At 69.0% G+C, this 19699-nt stretch carries 16 protein-coding genes; 9 read left to right on the top strand and 7 right to left on the bottom strand.

The window, feature by feature from the left end:
- Positions 1 to 107 precede the first annotated feature (107 nt).
- Both ribH and K883_RS24195 read left to right on the top strand, forming a co-directional pair.
- The gene (gene ribH, locus K883_RS24200; protein ID WP_020822961.1) at positions 108 to 590 is read left to right on the top strand and encodes a 6,7-dimethyl-8-ribityllumazine synthase; all 483 of its coding nucleotides are present in this window, start codon (positions 108 to 110) and stop codon (positions 588 to 590) included.
- On the top strand, positions 587 to 1057 hold the full coding sequence (locus K883_RS24195) for a PH domain-containing protein (protein ID WP_020822960.1): 471 nt from the start codon (positions 587 to 589) through the stop codon (positions 1055 to 1057). Before ribH ends, K883_RS24195 begins: the two co-directional genes overlap by 4 nt.
- A gap of 92 nt (positions 1058 to 1149) precedes the next feature.
- Here the strand turns inward: K883_RS24195 and K883_RS24190 are convergent, their stop codons facing one another.
- The 3 genes from K883_RS24190 to K883_RS24180 form a co-directional block, all read right to left on the bottom strand.
- The gene (locus K883_RS24190) at positions 1150 to 1488 is read right to left on the bottom strand and encodes a hemophore-related protein (protein WP_008258171.1); all 339 of its coding nucleotides are present in this window, start codon (positions 1486 to 1488) and stop codon (positions 1150 to 1152) included.
- A gap of 103 nt (positions 1489 to 1591) precedes the next feature.
- Entirely contained in the window at positions 1592 to 3064 is a 1473-nt protein-coding gene (locus tag K883_RS24185) for a PPE family protein (RefSeq protein ID WP_020822959.1), read from the bottom strand.
- A gap of 180 nt (positions 3065 to 3244) precedes the next feature.
- On the bottom strand, positions 3245 to 4417 hold the full coding sequence (locus K883_RS24180) for a cupin domain-containing protein (RefSeq protein ID WP_014380472.1): 1173 nt from the start codon (positions 4415 to 4417) through the stop codon (positions 3245 to 3247).
- A 104-nt stretch (positions 4418 to 4521) separates the two neighbouring features.
- On the opposite strand from K883_RS24180, the gene uvrC reads away from it, so the two are divergent.
- Genes uvrC through K883_RS24155 form a run of 5 tightly spaced genes read left to right on the top strand, consistent with a single transcriptional unit; the run spans position 4522 to position 10885 of the window.
- Positions 4522 to 6477, top strand: a complete 1956-nt coding sequence (gene uvrC / locus K883_RS24175; protein WP_008258168.1) for an excinuclease ABC subunit UvrC — start codon at positions 4522 to 4524, stop codon at positions 6475 to 6477.
- Positions 6474 to 7385, top strand: a complete 912-nt coding sequence (rapZ, locus tag K883_RS24170; protein ID WP_008258167.1) for an RNase adapter RapZ — start codon at positions 6474 to 6476, stop codon at positions 7383 to 7385. Before uvrC ends, rapZ begins: the two co-directional genes overlap by 4 nt.
- Positions 7382 to 8458: a YvcK family protein gene (locus K883_RS24165; protein WP_009956168.1), complete on the top strand. Its 1077-nt coding sequence runs from the start codon at positions 7382 to 7384 to the stop codon at positions 8456 to 8458. The genes rapZ and K883_RS24165 overlap by 4 nt, the downstream gene beginning before the upstream one ends.
- Positions 8455 to 9432, top strand: a complete 978-nt coding sequence (gene whiA / locus K883_RS24160) for a DNA-binding protein WhiA (RefSeq protein ID WP_026071328.1) — start codon at positions 8455 to 8457, stop codon at positions 9430 to 9432. Before K883_RS24165 ends, whiA begins: the two co-directional genes overlap by 4 nt.
- 52 nt (positions 9433 to 9484) lie before the next feature.
- Positions 9485 to 10885 carry a WS/DGAT/MGAT family O-acyltransferase gene (locus K883_RS24155; protein ID WP_008258164.1) on the top strand — a complete coding sequence of 467 codons (1401 nt, stop codon included), beginning with the start codon at positions 9485 to 9487 and terminating at the stop codon, positions 10883 to 10885.
- 66 nt (positions 10886 to 10951) lie between these two features.
- Here the strand turns inward: K883_RS24155 and K883_RS24150 are convergent, their stop codons facing one another.
- The 4 genes from K883_RS24150 to K883_RS24135 form a co-directional block, all read right to left on the bottom strand.
- A complete protein-coding gene (locus tag K883_RS24150) occupies positions 10952 to 12346 on the bottom strand; it encodes an HNH endonuclease signature motif containing protein (RefSeq protein WP_036456051.1) in 1395 nt (464 codons plus the stop codon).
- Between the two features lie 209 nt (positions 12347 to 12555).
- Complete coding sequence (locus K883_RS24145) at positions 12556 to 13827, bottom strand: alpha/beta hydrolase (protein ID WP_036456050.1); 1272 nt, start codon at positions 13825 to 13827, stop codon at positions 12556 to 12558.
- Entirely contained in the window at positions 13827 to 15458 is a 1632-nt protein-coding gene (fadD12, locus tag K883_RS24140) for an acyl-CoA ligase FadD12 (protein ID WP_036429009.1), read from the bottom strand. Before fadD12 ends, K883_RS24145 begins: the two co-directional genes overlap by 1 nt.
- Before the next feature lie 3 nt (positions 15459 to 15461).
- Positions 15462 to 16271: a lysophospholipid acyltransferase family protein gene (locus K883_RS24135; RefSeq protein WP_008258136.1), complete on the bottom strand. Its 810-nt coding sequence runs from the start codon at positions 16269 to 16271 to the stop codon at positions 15462 to 15464.
- 179 nt (positions 16272 to 16450) lie between these two features.
- Here K883_RS24135 and K883_RS24130 point away from each other — a divergent pair, with 179 nt between their 5' ends.
- On the top strand, positions 16451 to 18196 hold the full coding sequence (locus K883_RS24130) for a DUF3556 domain-containing protein (RefSeq protein WP_008258133.1): 1746 nt from the start codon (positions 16451 to 16453) through the stop codon (positions 18194 to 18196).
- A complete protein-coding gene (locus K883_RS24125; protein ID WP_008258131.1) occupies positions 18189 to 19619 on the top strand; it encodes a phytoene desaturase family protein in 1431 nt (476 codons plus the stop codon). The genes K883_RS24130 and K883_RS24125 overlap by 8 nt, the downstream gene beginning before the upstream one ends.
- Positions 19620 to 19699: the final 80 nt, after the last annotated feature.

Genomic DNA, 19699 nt, shown 5'->3' with positions numbered 1-19699 from the left:
GATGAGTCAAGCCGGCGACGATGCAGAACGAAGTGATGCTGAGGAGTGGCGCCGATGAGTCAAGCCGGCGACGATGCAGAACGAAGTGATGCGCAGGAGCGGCGCCCATGAGCCCCGCCGAGGGGGTGCCGGAGGTTCCCCCGCTCGATGCGTCCGGCCTGCGACTGGCCCTCGTTGCGAGTACCTGGCACAGCGAGATCTGCGACGCACTGCTGGCGGGTGCCAGCAAGGTGGCCTCGGAATCGGGTGTCGACGACCCGACGGTGGTCCGGGTGATCGGCGCGATCGAGATTCCGGTGGTGGCCCAGGAGCTTGCCCGCAACCACGACGCCGTCGTAGCGCTGGGCGTCGTGATCCGTGGGCAGACACCGCATTTCGAATACGTCTGCGATGCGGTGACCCAGGGCCTGACCCGGGTGTCGCTGGACACTTCCACACCGGTGGCCAACGGGGTGCTGACCACCGACACCGAGCGGCAGGCACTGGACCGCGCCGGCCTTCCGGAATCGGCCGAGGACAAAGGGGCCCAAGCCACGTTGGCGGCCCTGACCACCGCGCTGACCCTGCGTGAGTTGCGCGCTCGGTCGTGACTGAGCCTCCCGACCGCGAGACCTGGGATGCGGTGTTGCGTCCCCACCGCACGCGGCTGTTCGCCTATGGGGCTGCGGTGCTCATCGCCGGCGCGCACATCGTGGTGGGGCTGTTGCTCAAGGCGAGATCGACCGGCGTGGTTTTTCAGACTGCCGACCAGGTGGCGATCGCGGTGCTGGGGCTGGTCATCGCCGGCATCGTGCTGTTGTTCGCCCGCCCCCGGCTGCGGGTCGGGCCGTCGGGCGTATCGGTGCGAAACCTGCTGGGAGACAAGCTGATCGAGTGGCCCGATGTCGTCGATGTCTCGTTTCCGGTGGGCCACCGCTGGGCGCGCATCGACTTGCCCGACGACGAGTACATCCCGGTGATGGCCATCCAGGCCGTCGACAAGGGCCGCGCGGTGGAGGCCATGGACACGGTGCGTGCGTTGCTGACGCGCTATCGGCCGGACCTGCCGGCCTCCTGAGCGCTGTACAGGCCGGCGGGCTCGCTGCGTACCCGCAGCGGCCCGCCGCCTGACTACCTAACGCTTGAGTCGGAGACCCGTATCGGAGGCACTCAGTATCGGGTGCAGTCCGTCATCATCTGCTGGAAAATCGGCAGGGCCTGCTGGGCCCCCTGGTTGTGCTCGATCGCGTGCAGCAGGTTCACGCGCTGATCGGGCGACGACGCCAGGTACTGCTGCAAAAACTGCTGGTTCGGCGGCGACTGGTCGAGGTACTGGGCGGCCATCGGGTTCTCCGCGTGCACGGCCCGCATCGCCTGGTCGTAGCTACAGGTCGTGTTGATCATCGGACCGTAATCGGGGCTGGCCGATGCGACCCCGGCCCCAGCGGTCGACGCCAAAGCCAGGCCGCCGACGGTGACGGCCAGTTTGGCCCACGAGCGCTTCATCATTTACGGACTCCCTCCATTGCTGTGCCCCCACTCTAACGTTGAGTTAGAGCCTTGGTAGCCAGAACCGGCGCCGCCCAAACCGCCGGCAACGCGTACGGGCCGCTCAGGGGGCGTCCGTCTGCCCCGGTTCCGCCCCCTCGCTTTCGGGGCCCCAGCTGCTCGGTAGCAGCGGCATCCGGGGTCCGTCGTCCAAGGAATCGGCGCCGATTGTGGTCAACCCCACTGGGGCCGCATCGGGCCCGCGGGCGGTGCCGGCGAACCCCAGGGGCCCCGCGCCCCGGCTCGAGGCCGTCGCCGTGGTTTTGCCGGCGGCATCGGGCTCCGGGTCGGCGTCGAGGTATTCGTGGCGGCGGCCGGGGTCGATCAGGCCGGGCCGCTGGCGGCGCCGGCGGCGGGCCTGTTCCCGCCGGGCCGGGGCGGTCGCCGCGGCCGCGGTGCCGGGTTCGGCCGACCTCTGCTGGGCCCGCGCGCCGGCCGGGAGGTTCGCACCGGCGCCGATGCCCGGCGGGCCGACGACGTAGGGGTAATTGAAGCCGGCGACGGCGGTCGCGGGTGGCGCCGCGGGCGCCGCGGCGGACGCCGGGGCCGCCGCCGGTGCGGGCGCGGGCGCCGCGGCCGGTGTTGCGGCCGGAGCGGGGGCGCTCAGGCCGGGCGCCATCGCGACGGGCGCGCCGGTGTGGGACGGCGCCGGCGCGGCCGCCGCCCCGGGCAGGGTGGGCGCGGGTTGGGCGACGCCGGCCAGCCCGGCCAGCCCCGCCAGGCCGGCCGCCCCGGCGACGGGGAGGAAGGGGACGATCAGCCCGACCGAGAGCTGCGTCAGTTGCGGCACTTGGGGAATGAAGGTGTAAAGCGACTCGCCCGCCCAGTGCGGAACCTTGAGGAGTAGCGGGTCAGTCAGCAGGCTGTGGATGGCCGTGGACGGGTTGGATCCAGGCTGGTTCAGGTCCGTGGTGAGTTCCTGGGCGACCATCTGAACGCGATCTACCCACCAGCTCAGCTGATTTGCCCCCCCGCCCGCATCTTGGTTGGGGGGGTTGGTCAGCTGGATCGGCGGGGGTGGCGCGGTGGGCGGGACCCACGTCATCGCGGTCTGGGACACCGCTTCATACATCGCCATCGCGGTGGCCGCCCGCAGCCACATCTGCAAATACTCGAACTCGTTTTGCGCGATCGGAATCGTATTGACACCAAGGAAATTCGTCGCTATCAGGGAGGCGTTCAGGGCTTTGTTGGCTGCTATCTCCGCCAGTGTCGGCATGGCCGCCACCGCGGCGTTGTACGCGGCGATCACGGTGTCGTGCTCGAGGGCCGCCGCCGTGGCGTTGGCGCTGTTCTGCAAAAGCCAGGCCAGGTACGGCACGTGCGCGGCCACGAACTTCTCCGCGGTGGGCCCCTGCCACGTCCCGGCCTGCACCTCGGCCAACAACTCGCTGAGTTCGGTAGCCGCCGTGTCGTATTCGGCGCTCAAGTTCAGCCACGCCGTCTCCGAGTTCAACAACGAGGCGGGCCCCGGGCCGGTGGTGAGCGCCGCCGAATTCACTTCCGGTGGAAAGGCCGCCCAGATCGGCATCGTCATCGTTGGCCACCCTCGTCGTTGCGACACTGCGATTCGTTCGAAGGCTGCGGCGCCGTCGCGTGGCAGTGACGAGGGCGGCCGCGGTGCGGACAGCGGTCCGCATGTCATGAAGCTTATCGCCAGAGTGTCCGCAAATACGGATACGATCCGCGACTTTCACCGGAAATGCGAAGGTATTTGTCAGTCAGTGGACAGCCGGGCCAGGAACCCGTTCAACAGGAGCGTCTGGACCAACCCCGTCTGCTGCGGGGCGCTCAGGCCGGGCAGCTCGCCGACCCGGAATGGCTCGGTGCTCGACGCGAGGAACCGCATCGCGGCCTCGTGGTCGAGGCCGGCGGCCACGGACAGCTGAGCGAAGTGCAGGACAACGCGATCGGCGGCGCGGGTCACCCGCGCGTAGAGCGGCTGGTGCTTGCGCACCAGCGTCCGGGCGTCGATCCCGGCCGTGTCGCTCACCCGCCCGACCGGTGGGCATCGGCCGCGCCGGACCAGGACGTCCTCCAATGCGCCGAGGCCGTCGGCGACGATGTCGGGGCCCTCGACGGTGCGCAGGGTGTCGTGCACCAGGTCTTCCAGGCCGGCGCGGGCACCCGCGTCGTCCAGGTGGCGCGGCGACAGGCGGGTGTGCAGCCGGGGGTCGCGCAAGCTCAGCGCGTAGAGCGCGTGCGTGACGAGCGTGAGCACGGTGGGTGCGTGCAGCCCGATCGTCAGATGGACGGATGGCTCCGAGCGCGTTTCGGCCGAATGCACTTGGCCGCGTGGCAGATACAGCACGTCGCCGGCGCGCAGGCACACGTCGGTCGCCGCCGCGGGCCCGTCCGTCCCGACCCCTTTGCGGCTTTCGATCTCGTGTGGCGGCACGGGGGCGCCGGTGGACACATGCCACGTCTTGGATCCCCGGATCTGCAGGACCAGCACGTCGTGCGGGTCGTAGTGCGGGGCAAAGCCGGTGGCGTCGGGCGGCGTGACGTAGGCGTTGACCCGCGTCGGGAAGTTCAGCTCGACCTCGAGGGAATGCGACAGCGTGGCGACCGTGCGCAGGTACCGCTCGAGGCCGTTCAGCACGATGGTGTACCCGTCGGCCAGGCCCTCGCGGGCGCGGTCCGGGTCGAGGCTGCCGTCGCCGCGGCGATAGCTCGCCGGATCCCTGTCCTGGCCGCCCTTCACCAGCCGCACGGCCGACGGCTCCGCTCGCATCTGCTCGAGGAGTTCGTCGGCCGCGGGCAGCAGGCCGTCGAAGTAGCCCGGCTCGCCGCGCTGGATGTGGTGGTGCCTGATCGCCCAGATCTCGTCGAGGAACGCCTCGACCGAAACCGGCCGCAGCAACCAGGCCAGCGAGGACTCGGCGGCCACTGTTCCTCCCAACCCTTCCCGGCCTCCCCAACGTTCGTGGGCACCACAGTAGACCGGCGCCCCGCCTTTCTCGGCGCGTCGTTCCCGGCTACTAGCCTGGATCTGTGCCAGATCCCGCCACGTACCGCCCCGCGCCCGGGTCCATCCCGGTCGAGCCGGGCGTCTACCGATTCCGGGATCCGCACGGCCGGGTCATCTACGTCGGCAAGGCCAAGAGCCTGCGCAGCCGGCTCACGTCCTACTTCGCCGACATCTCCGGACTGCACCCGCGAACGCGGCAGATGGTCACCACCGCGGCCAAGGTCGAGTGGACGGTGGTCAACACCGAAGTCGAGGCGCTGCAGCTCGAATACAACTGGATCAAGGAATTCGACCCGCGGTTCAACGTCCGCTACCGCGACGACAAGTCGTATCCGGTGCTGGCGGTCACCCTCAACGAGGAATTCCCGCGGTTGATGGTCTATCGCGGCCCGCGCCGCAAAGGCGTCCGGTATTTCGGCCCCTACTCGCACGCGTGGGCCATCCGGGAAACTCTGGACCTGCTCACCCGGGTGTTCCCGGCGCGAACCTGTTCGGCGGGAGTGTTCAAGCGGCACAGGCAGATCGACCGTCCGTGCCTGCTGGGCTACATCGACAAATGCTCGGCGCCGTGCATCGGCAGGGTCAGTGCCGAACAGCATCGTCAGATCGTGGACGATTTCTGCGACTTCCTGTCGGGCAAGACCGATCGGTTCGCCCGCGAGCTCGAACAGCAGATGAACGCCGCCGCCGAGCGTCTCGATTTCGAGCGGGCCGCGCGGCTGCGTGACGACCTCGGCGCGCTGAAGCGGGCGATGGAAAAGCAGGCCGTGGTGCTCGGTGACGGGACCGACGCCGACGTGGTGGCCTTCGCCGACGACGACCTCGAGGCCGCGGTGCAGGTGTTCCACGTGCGCGGCGGGCGGGTCCGCGGTCAGCGCGGCTGGATCGTCGAAAAGTCCGCCGACCCGGGCGATTCCGGCGAGGAGCAGTTGGTCGAGCAGTTTTTGACGCAGTTCTACGGCGAGCAGGCCGAATTGGGCGGCGCCGCAGACGAATCGGTGAACCCGGTGCCTCGGGAGGTGCTGGTGCCCTGCCTGCCGTCCAACGCCGACGAGCTGACGAGCTGGTTGTCCGGCCTGCGCGGGTCCAGGGTCGTCTTAAGGGTGCCGCGGCGCGGTGACAAACGCGCGCTGGCCGAAACCGTGCAGCGCAACGCGAAAGAAGCTCTGCAGCAACACAAGCTCAAGCGGGCCGGTGATTTCAACGCCAGATCCGCTGCGCTGCAGAACATTCAGGAAGCCCTCGGGCTGTCCGAGGCGCCGCTGCGCATCGAATGTGTGGACATCAGCCACGTGCAGGGCACCGACGTCGTGGGCTCGCTGGTGGTGTTCGAGGACGGTCTGCCACGCAAATCGGACTACCGGCACTTCAGCATCCGGGAGGCCGCCGGACAGGGGCGCTCCGACGATGTCGCCTCCATCGCCGAGGTGACCCGGCGCCGCTTCGCGCGCCACCTCAGCGAGCAGAACGACCCGAATATGCTTTCGCCGGAAGGGAAGTCCCGCCGCTTTGCCTACCCGCCGAACCTGTACGTCGTCGACGGCGGCGCGCCGCAGGTCAACGCGGCCAGCGCGGTGCTCGAAGGGCTCGGCATCACCGACGTCGCGGTGATCGGGCTGGCCAAGCGGCTCGAAGAGGTGTGGGTGCCCTCGGAACCCGACCCCGTCATCATGCCGCGCAACAGCGAGGGTCTTTACCTGCTGCAGCGTGTCCGCGACGAGGCGCACCGGTTCGCGATCGCCTACCATCGCAGCAAGCGCTCCAAGCGAATGACGGCATCGGTGCTGGATTCGGTGCCAGGATTGGGAGAACATCGCCGTAAGGCACTGGTAAGCCATTTCGGATCGATAGCCCGCCTCAAGGAGGCCACCGTCGACCAGATCACCGCCGTTCCCGGCATCGGCGTCGCCACCGCCACCGCCGTCCTGGAGGCGCTGCGACCCGAGCAGGCCCCCGACGAGTCCAGGGCCGCGCAATGACGGGTCCGGGCGAGTTGGCGGGGAATCACTCGGTGGACGCCCCGGCCGGTATCGACGTCGTTCTCGTGACGGGGTTGTCCGGGGCCGGGCGGGGTACGGCGGCCAAGGTGCTCGAGGACCTCGGCTGGTATGTGGCCGACAACCTGCCCCCGCAGCTGATCACCCGCATGGTCGACCTCGGCATGGACGCGGGGTCGCGGATCACCCAGCTGGCGGTGGTGATGGACGTGCGGTCGCGGGGCTTCACCGGAGATCTGGATTCGGTGCGCACCGAGCTGGCGACCCGCAACATCGCCCCGCGGGTGGTGTTCATGGAAGCATCCGACGACATGTTGGTGCGCCGCTACGAGCAGAATCGGCGCAGCCACCCGCTGCAGGGCGATCAGACGCTGGCCGAGGGCATCGCGGCCGAGCGCCGGATGCTGGCATCGGTGCGCGCCACCGCCGACCTGATCATCGACACGTCGACGCTGTCGGTGCGGGGCCTGCGCGAGACCATCGAGCGGGCGTTCGGCAATGACGCCGGCGCGACCACCAGCGTCACGGTCGAGTCGTTCGGTTTCAAGTACGGCCTGCCGATGGACGCCGACATGGTGATGGACGTGCGATTCCTGCCGAACCCGCACTGGGTCGACGAATTGCGCCCACGCACCGGACAAGATCCCGCGGTGCGGGATTACGTGTTGAGCCAGCCCGGCGCGGCCGAGTTTCTCGACGCCTACCATCGACTGCTATCTCTGGTCGTGGACGGCTACCGCAGGGAGGGCAAGCGCTATATGACGGTCGCCATCGGCTGCACGGGGGGGAAGCATCGCAGTGTCGCGATCGCCGAGCAATTGATGCAGTTGCTGAACGCCGATCACCAGCTGTCGGTGCGCGTGCTGCACCGGGATCTGGGTCGCGAATGAGCGAGCCGTTCAACCGGGGCATCGTCGCGCTGGGCGGCGGACACGGCCTGTACGCGACCTTGTCGGCGGCCCGGCGCCTCACCCCCTACGTCACCGCCGTGGTGACCGTCGCCGACGACGGCGGATCCTCGGGCCGGCTGCGCGGCGAACTAGGGGTGGTGCCGCCCGGCGACCTGCGAATGGCGTTGGCGGCCTTGGCTTCTGACAGCCCGCATGGGCGTCTGTGGGCGACCATCCTGCAGCACCGGTTCGGCGGCAGTGGCGCTTTGGCGGGGCATCCGATCGGCAACCTGATGCTGGCCGGCCTGTCGGAGGTGCTGGCCGACCCGGTGGCCGCCCTCGACGAGCTCGGGCGCATCCTGGGCGTCAAGGGCAGGGTGCTGCCGATGTGCCCGATCGCCCTGCAGATCGAGGCCGACGTGTCCGGCCTGGAAGGCGACCCGCGGATGTTCCGGGTGATCCGCGGCCAGGTGGCGATCGCGACCACCCCGGGCAAGGTGCGCCGGGTGCGGCTGCTGCCGGACCACCCCCCGGCCACCCGGCAGGCCGTCGACGCCATCATGGCCGCCGACCTGGTGGTGCTGGGCCCCGGCTCGTGGTTCACCAGCGTGATCCCGCACGTGTTGGTGCCCGAGCTGGCGGCGGCGCTGCGGGCGACGTCCGCGCGCCGCGCCCTGGTGCTCAACCTGGTGGCCGAGCCCGGGGAGACCGCCGGGTTCTCCGTCGAGCGTCATCTGCACGTGCTGGCCCAGCACGCTCCGGGATTCACCGTGCACGACATCATCATCGACGCCGACCGGGTGCCGAGTGAGCGGGAACGCGAGCAACTGCGCCGCACCGCCACCCTGCTGCATGCCGAGGTCCACTTCGCCGACGTGTCCCGACCTGGTACACCTTTACATGATCCAGGCAAGCTCGCGGCGGCCCTGGACGGGGTCCGGGCGGCCCGCAAGGGTCCGGAAGCGGCTCCGGCCACGGCCACCGCGGATATTCGGGTCGACGGTGCAAAACCACCACCAGGTGGGGATGGGCCCGCCGGCAGCGGACCAAGGGGTGACGACTCGTGGCGATGACGACCGAAGTCAAGGACGAACTGAGCCGCCTGGTCGTGAAATCGGTCAGCGCGCGCCGGGCGGAGGTCACATCCCTGCTGCGGTTCGCCGGCGGGCTGCACATCGTGGGCGGTCGCGTCGTGGTCGAGGCCGAGGTCGATCTCGGCAATGTCGCCCGGCGGCTGCGCAAAGACATTTTCGAACTCTACGGCTACACCGCCGTCGTGCATGTGTTGTCCGCCAGCGGAATTCGCAAAAGCACCCGGTACGTGTTGCGGGTGGCCAACGACGGTGAGGCGCTGGCCCGCCAGACCGGGCTGCTCGACAACCGCGGCCGCCCGGTGCGCGGGCTGCCGGCCCAGGTGGTGGGCGGCAGCGTCGGCGACGCCGAGGCCGCGTGGCGGGGGGCCTTCCTGGCGCATGGGTCGCTGACCGAGCCGGGTCGGTCCTCGGCGCTGGAGGTCAGCTGCCCCGGCCCGGAGGCGGCGCTGGCGTTGGTGGGCGCGGCGCGGCGACTGGGGGTCAGCGCGAAGGCCCGCGAGGTGCGTGGCGCCGACCGGGTGGTGGTGCGCGACGGCGAGGCGATCGGCGCGTTGCTGACCCGGATGGGCGCCCAGGACACCCGGCTGGTGTGGGAGGAGCGCCGGATGCGCCGCGAGGTGCGGGCCACGGCCAACCGGCTCGCCAACTTCGACGACGCCAACCTGCGCCGCTCGGCGCGCGCGGCGGTCGCGGCGGCCGCCCGGGTGGAGCGGGCGCTGGAGATCCTCGGCGACACCGTCCCCGACCATTTGGCCTCGGCCGGCAAGCTGCGCGTCGAGCATCGTCAGGCGTCGCTGGAGGAGCTCGGCCGGCTCGCCGACCCGCCGATGACGAAAGACGCTGTGGCCGGCCGCATTCGGCGGTTGCTGTCGATGGCCGACCGCAAGGCGAAGATCGAGGGCATTCCCGACACCGAGTCGGCGGTGACGCCGGATTTGCTGGAAGACGCCTAACTGGTCGCGCGAATCGCTGTTCGCAAGGGGTGGCGGGGGCTACGGTCGGGGAATGAAACGGCTTTCGAGCGTTGATGCGGCGTTTTGGTCGGCCGAAACCGCGGGCTGGCACATGCACGTGGGGGCGCTGGCGATTTGCGACCCGAAGGAATGCTCCGAGTACAGCTTTGCGCGACTGCGCGAGCTGATCATCGAGCGGCTGCCGGAATTGCCGCAGTTGCGGTGGCGCGTCACCGGGGCGCCATTCGGCCTGGACCGGCCGTGGTTCGTCGAGGACGAGGACCTGGACCCCGACTTCCACATCCGGCGCATCGCGGTTCCGGCGCCCGGCGGCCGGCGCGAACTCGAGGAACTGGTGGGGCGGTTGATGTCCTACAAGCTGGACCGAGCCCGGCCGCTGTGGGAGATGTGGGTGATCGAGGGTGTCGAGGGCGGCCGGATCGCGTCGCTGACCAAGATGCACCACGCCATCGTCGACGGCGTCTCGGGCGCCGGCCTGGGTGAGATCCTGCTGGACGTCACGCCGGAACCGCGACCGCCGCAACAGGAGACGGTCGGATCGCTGGTGGGGTTGAATATTCCGGGCATCGAGCGGCGGGCGGTGGGCGCGCTCATCAACGTCGGCGTCAAGACGCCGTTCCGCGTCGCGCGGCTGGTGGAGCAGACCGTGCGCCAGCAGATCGCCACGCTGGGCGTGCGCAGCAGGCCGCCGCGCTACTTCGAAGCGCCCAAAACCCGCTTCAACGCGCCGGTTTCGCCACACCGGCGCATCACCGGCTGCCGCGTCGAACTGGCCCGCGCCAAGGTCATCAAGGACGCCTATGGTGTGAAGCTCAACGACGTGGTGCTGGCGTTGGTGGCCGGCGCCGCCCGCGACTACCTACTCAAACGCGGTGAGCTGCCTGCCAAACCGCTCATCGCGCAGATCCCCGTGTCGACGCGCACCGACGAGAACAAGGATGACGTCGGCAACAAGGTGAGCTCGATGACCGTCTCGTTGGCCACCCACATCGAAGACCCCGGGGAGCGGCTGCGGTCCATCCACGAAAGCACCCAGAACGCCAAGCTGATGGCCAAGGCGTTGTCGGCGCACCAGATCATGGGGCTGACCGAGACGACGCCGCCGGGGTTGTTGGGGCTGGCCGCGCGGGCCTACACCGCCAGCGGTCTGTCGCGAAACCTGGCCCCTATCAACCTGGTTGTCTCGAATGTTCCCGGCCCGTCGTTCCCGCTGTACATGGCCGGCGCCAAGCTCGATTCGCTGGTGCCGCTGGGGCCGCCGGTGATGGACGTCGCGCTGAACATCACCTGCTTCTCCTACACGGATTACCTCGACTTCGGCTTCGTGACGACGCCCGAGGTGGCCAACGACATCGACGACATGGCCGATCGCATCGAGCCGGCGCTCACCGACCTCGAAAAGGCCGCCGCGCGGGAGAACAGCTCGAGCTAGGCGTGCTGCCAGGCGATCTCGCGACTATGAGGCGCCGCCATCGGACCTAGGCGATCGCAAAAAGTGTTATGCAGCCCCCGGATTGTCGGCTTCGTCGTCGTCGTGTTCGTGGTGGAGGAGTTTTTCGGGGTGGTGGTAGGTGTTGGTGCGGGGTTGGCCGCGCTCGAGGTGGGGTGGTGGTTTCCATTCGGTGCCGCCGCGGGTGTTCTTGCGGGTGGTCCAGCCGCCGGGGTCGAGCATGCGGTGATGCGGGCCGCAGGCGAAGGTGAGGTCGTTGATGTCGGTGCTGTGACACTTGCTGTAGTCGGTGACGTGATGCACCTCGCAGTAGTAACCCGAGACGGTGCAGCCCGGGGCGGTGCAGCCGCGGTCCTTGGCGTACAAGACGATTCGTTGCCCTGGGGAGGCCAGCCGTTTGGTGTGGTAGAGCGCCAGGGCCTTGCCTTTGTCGAAGATGGCCAGGTAATGATGCGCGTGGCGGGCCAGGCGGATCACGTCGCTCATGGGCACGATGGTGCCCCCGCCGGTCAGCGCTCGCCCGGCGGCGGCCTCCAGCTCTTGCAGGGTGGTGGTGACGATGATGGAGGCCGGTAATCCGTTGTGCTGACCCAACTCCCCGGAGGCCAACAGCCCACGCAGCGCCGCCAGCAGGGCGTCGTGGCCGCGCTGAGCCTTCGAGCGGGTGTCACCGTCGATGGCGTCTTGGCTGGGCGTGCCGTCGACGCAGGGGGTGTCGTCGAGGGGGTTGCACATGCCCGGGGCGCCGAGTTTGGCCTCCACGGCTTCGAAGGTGGCCCGTAGTTCGGGGGTGATCAGGCCCCGCAACTCCGACATGCCGTCGGGTTGTTGGCGGCCCAGGGTCACCCCGCGTTTGCGGGCGCGGTCCTCGTCGGTGAAGAGGCCGTCGGGATTGAGGCAATCTTCGAGGACGTGGGCCAGGCCGTCGAGTTCGTCGGGCCGGTGATACGCGGCGTGACCGGCCAGGTCGGCTTCGACGCGCTCGCGGGTGACCGTGTCGATCCAGCCGGGCAGGCGGCGAAAGAATCTGCGGATCACCGCCACATGGGCAGCACCCAACTCACCGCGGCGTTGAGCGGCGGCGGTGGCCGCCAACACTGGGGGCAAGGGTTCACCGGTCAGGCCGTGGCGTGGGCCCAGATCGGCGGCGTCTTTGACCCGCCGGGCGGCTTCGGCGCGGCTGATCCGCAGGCGGTCGGCGATCGCGTGGTCAAGTTTGGCGCCGAGTTCTTGGATGCTGGCTTGGCGGGCCAGGTGGTTGATCAACGCATGCTCAGGCACGGGCAATCGGCGGCGCACGGTTTCGCAGCGTTCCAACAGCGCCAGGCACTCCCGAGGAGCCAGCGCATCAAAACTGAGCCCCGCCACGCCCTCGATGGCGGCATCGAGGGCGTCGAAGGCCGCGCTGATCGCGTCCCGATCGATGATGCCGCCCGAACTCATACCGCAGACATTACGAAGCGCCACCGACACAAAACCCCGCATTGTGACCACTGAAACAACAGTGACACAAGGGATTTCAATATACGTTTCCGATATCCGAAACCGCGTCGGCAGGAGGTGCGAGAACCGACGGCCCGGGGCGCGAGAGCCGACGGCCCGGGGCGCCGGAGCGCTGCTCGGGGCACCGCCTCGGGCGGCGGCGAGCCGTCCTAGTCGCGCTGGGGCGGACGCGTCGCGTACACCCACGACAAGAACCGCGCCACGGCCTCCGCGGAACGGTGGGCCCGCGGGGAACTGAAGATGTCGAAAGCGTGTTGGGCGTGCGGCAATTCGGCGTAGGCGACCGGCGACTTCGACACCGCGCGCAGCTCCTCGACGAACTCCTGCGCCTCGCCCACCGGGATCAGCGAATCGTCGTGGCCGTGCAGGACGAAGAAGGGTGGCGCGTCGGCGCGCAGCCGACGGATCGGTGAGGCGTCGACGTAGATGTCGCGGTGGGTGCTGAATTTCCGTTTGACGACGAACTTTTGGAGCAACTCCACGAATTCGCGGCGGCCCTCGCCCTCGGTGGAAAACCAGTCGTAGCGCCCGTACACCGGGACCGCGGCGACCACCGACGTGTCGGCGTCCTCGAAGCCCGGCTGGAACGCCGGGTCGTTGGGTGTCAGCGCCGCCAGCGAACACAGATGGCCACCGGCCGAACCGCCCGTGATCGCCACGAAATTCGGATCCCCGCCGTAGCGGGAGATGTTCTCCTTCACCCAGGCCAGCGCGCGCTTGACGTCGACGATGTGGTCGGGCCAGGTGTGCCGCGGCGACACCCGGTAGCCGATGGACACGCACACCCAACCGCGCGCGGCCAGGTGGCTCATCAGCGGATAGGCCTGGGGCCGGCGCATTCCGATCACCCACGCGCCGCCGGGCACCTGCACCAGCACCGGCGCCTTGCCGTCGCGCGGTAGATCGTGGCGGCGCCAGATGTCGGCCAGATTGGCGCGGCCGTGCGGCCCGTAGGACACCACGTTCGTCTTCTCGACGTAGCGGCGCCGCGCCACCGTATTGCCCAGCGGCAGGGTGCGACGCCCGCTGCGGGTGGGCTTGGTTTGCGGCAGCTTGTCGAGCGCCTCTTCATAGTCGTCGCCGAGTTGCTCGCGCAGCCCCGCCTCCAGCACCGGCCCGGGGGTCGTCACGCCGCGATACTTGATCACCGCCAGGATGGCCCAGGACGCCGCCGTCAGCGCCAGCGCCACCTTCCCGCGACGTCCCGCGAAGTCGCCGCGGCGCCCGCGCCGCAGCACGTCCAAAAGCGAAGCGGAGAAGTACACGCCCGGCACCTCGGACGCCGGCCATCCGAACCAGAACACCAGCACCGTGCTGTAGCCCTTGCGGGCCAGCGGCCGTAAACCGTTGGCGGCGTTGGCCAATTCCAGCGTGGCGCGCACCAGTGGCCTGGGCCTTCTGATCATCCGGGTAAACCGCATCAGCCGCCGACCCGTGCTCGCAGCTCCGCGCGCAGGATCTTGCCGGTGCTGCTGCGGGGAAGTTCATCAAGGACCGCGATCTCGCGCGGCACCTTGTAGTTGGCGAGGTTGTCCCGCACGTGTTGCTTGAGGGCGTCAGGGGTGGCCTTCTCATCAAGGTGGCCGCCCGGCTCCAGCACCACGAACGCCGCCAGTCGCTGGCCGTATTGTTCGTCGTCGACGCCGATCACCGCCGCCTCCGCCACGTCGGGATGTGCGGCGAGCGCCTTCTCCACCTCGATCGGGTAGACGTTCTCGCCGCCGGACACGATCATCTCGTCGTCGCGGCCGACGACGAACAGCCGTCCCGCGGAATCCAGATACCCGACGTCGCCCGACGACATGAATCCGGCGTGAAAGTCTTTCGTGCTGCCCGAGGTGTAGCCGTCGAACTGGGTGTTGTTGCGCACGTAGATGCTGCCGACCTCGCCGGCGGGCAGCTCGTTGAATTCCGGGTCCAGGATGCGGATTTCGGTTCCACCAGCCGGCCGGCCCGCGGTGTCGGGCGCCGCGCGCAGGTCGGCCGGCGTGGCGGTGGCGATCATGCCCGCCTCGGTGGCGTTGTAGTTGTTGTAGATCACGTCGCCGAACTCGTCCATGAACGCGGTGACGACGTCGGGGCGCATCCGCGAACCGGATGCCGCGGCGAACCGCAGGGACCGGCCGCTGTAGCGGCGCCGCACCTCGGCCGGCAGATCCATGATCCGGTCGAACATCACCGGCACCACCACCAGGCCGGTCGCCTTGTGCCTGTCGATCAGGTCCAGGGTGGCCTCCGGGTCGAATTTGCGCCGGGTGATCACCGGGCAGGCGAACGACGCCGCGAGCAGCAGCTGGGAAAAGCCCCAGGCGTGGAACATCGGCGCCACGATCACGATGGGCTCCTCCGCCCGCCACGGCGTGCGGTCCAGGATCGCCTTCAGCGTGCCGATTCCCGCGTTGCCGCCAGATTGCTTGGCGCCCTTGGGGGTTCCGGTGGTGCCGGAGGTGAGCAGGATCATCTTGCCCTTGCGCCCGGTGCGCTTCGGTTGCGCGCCTGCCCGGGCCGCGATCAGCCCCTCGACCGTGCGCTCATGCTCGGCATCGGTCCACGCCACGATGCGGGTCGCGTCAGGCGTGCCGGCCAGCGCGCGGTCCACCGTCTCGGTGAACTCCTCGTCGTAGATGACGGCGTCGACGCCCTCGCGGGTCACCACGTCGGCCAGCGCCGGCCCGGCGAACGACGTGTTGAGCAGCAGGATGTCGGAGCCGATCCGGTCGGTCGCCACCAACGCTTCGACGAATCCGCGGTGATTGCGGCACATGATCCCGACGACCCGGGGCTGGCCCGACGGCAACCCCTGCAGCGCCGCGGCGAGTGCGTTGCACCGCTCGTCGAGTTCGCGCCAGGTCAGGCTGCCCCGCTCGTCGATCAGGCCGGGCCGCTCCGGGCAGCGTTGGGCGGCGCTGGCGAACCCGGAGGTCATGCCCATGCCTTCGCGGCGCATGGCCGCGGCGATCCGCACGTAGCGATCCGGGCGCATGGGCGCGATCAGTCCGGCGCGGCGCATGGTGCCGATCAGACCAAGGGTCTCGCTCAAAGGATTTGGCATGACTCAGCCGAGGATCGGGAAGCGGCGCTTGGCGGCGAGCTCGGTCAGCGCCTCCTGCATCACCGACCGCACGTACTCGTCGACCTCGTCGATGTCGGGGTCCTCGCCGAACTTGCCGGCGATGTCGATCGGCTTCAGCACCCGGGTCACGATCTTGGTCGGCAGCGGCAGGTTGGGCGGGATGACGGCGCTCAGGCCGAAGGGGAAACCGAACGACACCGGCAGAATCGCGCTGCGCAGCAACCGTTTGATGCCCAGCCGCTCGGCCAGCCAGGTGCCGCGCGTCAGGTAGAGCTGCGTCTCCTGCCCGCCGATCGACACCGCGGGCACGATCGGGACGCCGGCGTCGATCGCGGTGCGGACGTAGCCCTTGCGGCCGTTGAAGTCGATGACGTTCTCCGACAGCGTGGGCCGGTAGGCGTCGTAGTCGCCGCCGGGGAACACGATCACCACCCCGCCGGACCGCAGCGCGACGGCCGCGTTCTCCCGGTTGGCCCGGATGTATCCGGTGCGCCGGAAGAAGTCCGCGGTGGGGCCCGTCATGAGGATGTCGTGGCTCAGCGTGTAGACCGGCCGGTCGTAGCCGAGCTTGTCGTAGAAGTGGGCGCTGAAGATCGGGACGTCCATCGGGAACATGCCGCCGGAGTGGTTACCGACCACCAGCGCACCGCCGGGCGGGAACGAGTCCAGGCCGTGTACCTCCGACCGGAAGTACGTCTTCAAGACCGGGCGCATCACCGCCATCAGGCGCTGGGTCAAGACGGGGTCGAATTTGCCGATGTCCCCGCCGTCGGCGTTGTCGCTGTCGGTCACGTTCCTCCCTTGACGCTCGCGCCGGGCCAGGTGCCGAGTCGAGTCCCTCGATGGTAGCGACCAAGGAAGCGCCGCCGTCATGGTGTTTCGCCATTTTCGCCCGCGTAAGCCGTTGAGCGGGCTGCGGTGCCGATACATTCGATGGGCCAGCTGGTTTTCCGACAGGAACGAGGCCGCCCATGGGATTCATGTCACCGGAGCTTCCGGACGTCGACCGCAGCACCTGGCCCACGTTGCCCCGTGCCACCCGGCTGCAAGTCGTGACCCGGCACTGGGCGGAACACGGCTTCGGCACGCCATACGCGGTGTATTTGCTCTACCTGCTCAAGATCGCCCTCTACGTCGCCGCGCCCGCCGCGATCATCTCGCTTACCCCCGGCCTGGGCGGTCTGGGCCGCATCGGCGACTGGTGGACGCAACCCATCGTCTACCAGAAGGCCGTCATCTTCACGCTGCTGTTCGAGGTCACCGGCCTCGGCTGCGGATCCGGGCCACTGACCGGGCGGTTCATGCCACCGATCGGCGGCATCCTTTACTGGTTGCGACCCAACACAATTCGGCTACCGGCCTGGCCCGGCAAGGTTCCGTTCACCCGCGGCGACACGCGCACCGCCTTCGACGTCGCGCTGTATGCCATCGTTCTGATCGGCGGGGTGTGGGCGCTGCTGTCGCCCGGTCACGGCGGGCCGGTCACCACCGCGGTCGATGTCGGCCTGATCGACCCCGTGCGGGTCATCCCGACGATCGTGGCGCTGGCCCTGTTGGGTCTGCGCGACAAGACGGTCTTCCTGGCCGCCCGCGGCGAACACTATTGGCTGAAGCTGTTCGTGTTCTTCTTCCCGTTCACCGATCAGATCGCGGCCTGCAAGCTCATCATGCTCTGCTTGTGGTGGGGCGCAGCGGTTTCCAAGCTCAACCATCATTTCCCTTACGTGGTGGCGGTGATGACGAGCAACAACGCGCTGCTGCGAAGCCGGGTGTTCACTCCGATCAAGCACCTGCTCTACCTCGACCATGTCAATGACCTGCGACCGTCGCTGCTGCCCAAGCTGATGGCCCACGTCGGCGGCACCACAGCGGAATTCGTGGTTCCGACGGTGCTGGTCTTCGTCGCCGCCGATCACCCGTGGCGGTGGTTTCTGATCGGGTTCATGGTGCTGTTCCATCTCAACATCATTTCCAACCTCCCGATGGGAGTCCCCTTGGAATGGAACGTGTTCTTCATCTTCTCGCTGTTCTATCTGTTCGGGCATTACGGCGCGGTCCGGGCCACCGATCTTCGCTCGCCCGTGCTGCTCGCCCTCGTGATCCTCGCGGTGGTGGTGGTCATCGTGGGAAACATGTTCCCCGAAAAGATTTCGTTCCTCCCGGCGATGCGGTACTACGCCGGCAACTGGGCCACCAGCGTGTGGTGCTTCCGCGCGGGCGCCGAGGAGAAGATCGACGCCGACATCGTGAAGAGCTCCGCGCTCGTCGTCAATCAGCTGGCGAGGCTCTACGACCCGGAAACCGCCGAAGTCTTGGCGGACAAGATCGCCGCCTTCCGCGCGATGCACGTGCATGGCCGGGCGCTCAACGGGCTGCTGCCGCGCGCGATCGACGACGAAGCCGACTACAAGATCCGTGAGGGCGAAATCGTTGCCGGGCCGCTCGTCGGGTGGAACTTCGGCGAGGGCCACCTGCACAACGAGCAACTGGTGGAGGCGGTGCAACGCCGCTGCCGCTTCGAGGACGGCGACGTCCGGGTCATCGTCCTGGAGGGTCAGCCCATCCACGTTCATCGGCAGTCGTATCGCATCTTCGACGCCAAGACCGGCCTGATCGAGGCGGGCTACGTCGACGTCAAGGACATGCTGACCCGCCAGCCGTGGCCCGAGCCCGGGGATGACTGCCCCGTCCACGTCATTGATGGCGCCCATGGCTAGGGCAGTCGTCGTCGGCGCCGGGCCCAACGGGCTGGCCGCCGCGATCCAGCTCGCCCGCCACGGTGTCGACGTGCAGGTGCTGGAGGCCGGCGAGACGGTCGGCGGGGGAGCGCGCTCGGCCGAGCTGACGGTGCCCGGGGTGATCCACGACGTCTGCTCGGCTGCGCATCCGATGGCAGTGGGTTCACCGTTCTGGCAGGAGATCGACCTGCCGAGCTACGGGCTGACCTGGAAGTGGCCGGAGGTCGACTGCGCGCATCCGCTCGACGACGGCACCGCCGGGTTGCTGTGCCGGTCGATCGACCGAACCGTGGCCGAAATGGGCGCCGACGGACGGCGGTGGCGGCTCGCGGTGGGCGATCTCGCCGCCGGCTTCGACGAGCTGTGCCAAGACCTGATGCGTCCGGTCCTGCATGTTCCGCACCACCCCATCCGGCTTGCTGCCTTCGGGCCGCGCGCGCTGTTGCCGGCGACCGTGCTGGCCCGCTGGTTTCGCACCGAGCGGGTGCGCGCGCTATACGGCGGCCAGGCCGCGCACGCTTACACCCGGCTCGACCGGCCGCTGACGGCCGCAATGGCGCTGATGTTCATGGCCAGCGGGCACCACTACGGCTGGCCGGTGGCTGCGGGCGGATCGGGTTCGATCATCGCGGCGCTAGCAGCCGTCCTGGCCGAACACGGCGCTGCGATCACCACCGGCGTCACGGTGACCAGCCGCAAAGACATTCCCGACGCCGACATCGTCATGCTCGACCTCACCCCGGCCGCGACGCTGCGGCTCTACGGCGACGCCATGCCCGGCCGCATCAAGCGCTCCTACCGGCGCTACCGCCAGGGGTCCTCGGCCTTCAAGGTCGACTACGCCATCGAGGGCCACATTCCCTGGACCAATCCCGACTGCGGTCACGCCGGCACCGTGCACCTGGGCGGGACATTCGCCGAGATCGCACACAGCGAACGCGAGCGGTCGCAAGGACGGATGTACCGGCGGCCGTTCATCATCCTTGGGCAGCAGTACCTGGCCGACCCGTCGCGCTCGGCGGGCAATATCAACCCGATCTACGCCTACGCCCACGTGCCGTTCGGCTACACCGGCGATGCCACCGAGATCATCACTGACCAGATCGAGCGCTTCGCGCCCGGATTCCGCGACCGCGTCGTCGCCACCGTCACCAGCGGTACCGCCGATCTGCAGGCCTACAACCCCAACTTCGTCGGCGGCGACATCATCGGCGGCGCCAACGACGGGCTCCAGGTGATCCTGCGGCCGCGGGTCTCGGTCAACCCGTACGCGACCGGTGTCCCCGGTGTCTATCTGTGTTCGCAGTCCACCCCGCCGGGGGCCGGCATCCACGGGTTGTGCGGCTACCACGCGGCCGAGGCGGCCCTGGGCTGGCTGCGCGAGCGCCGCAATCCGGCCTAGCGGTACGGGCCGCGTGTGGCCGACGTCACGGCCGATGTACCAGCGCGGCAACGGGTGGCGCCGCTGATCTAGGCTGGCGA

This window comes from Mycobacterium sp. TKK-01-0059 (assembly GCF_000709305.1).
GTDB classification, from domain to species: domain Bacteria; phylum Actinomycetota; class Actinomycetes; order Mycobacteriales; family Mycobacteriaceae; genus Mycobacterium; species Mycobacterium intracellulare.
This window is presented reverse-complemented; position numbering and strand designations above follow the sequence as displayed.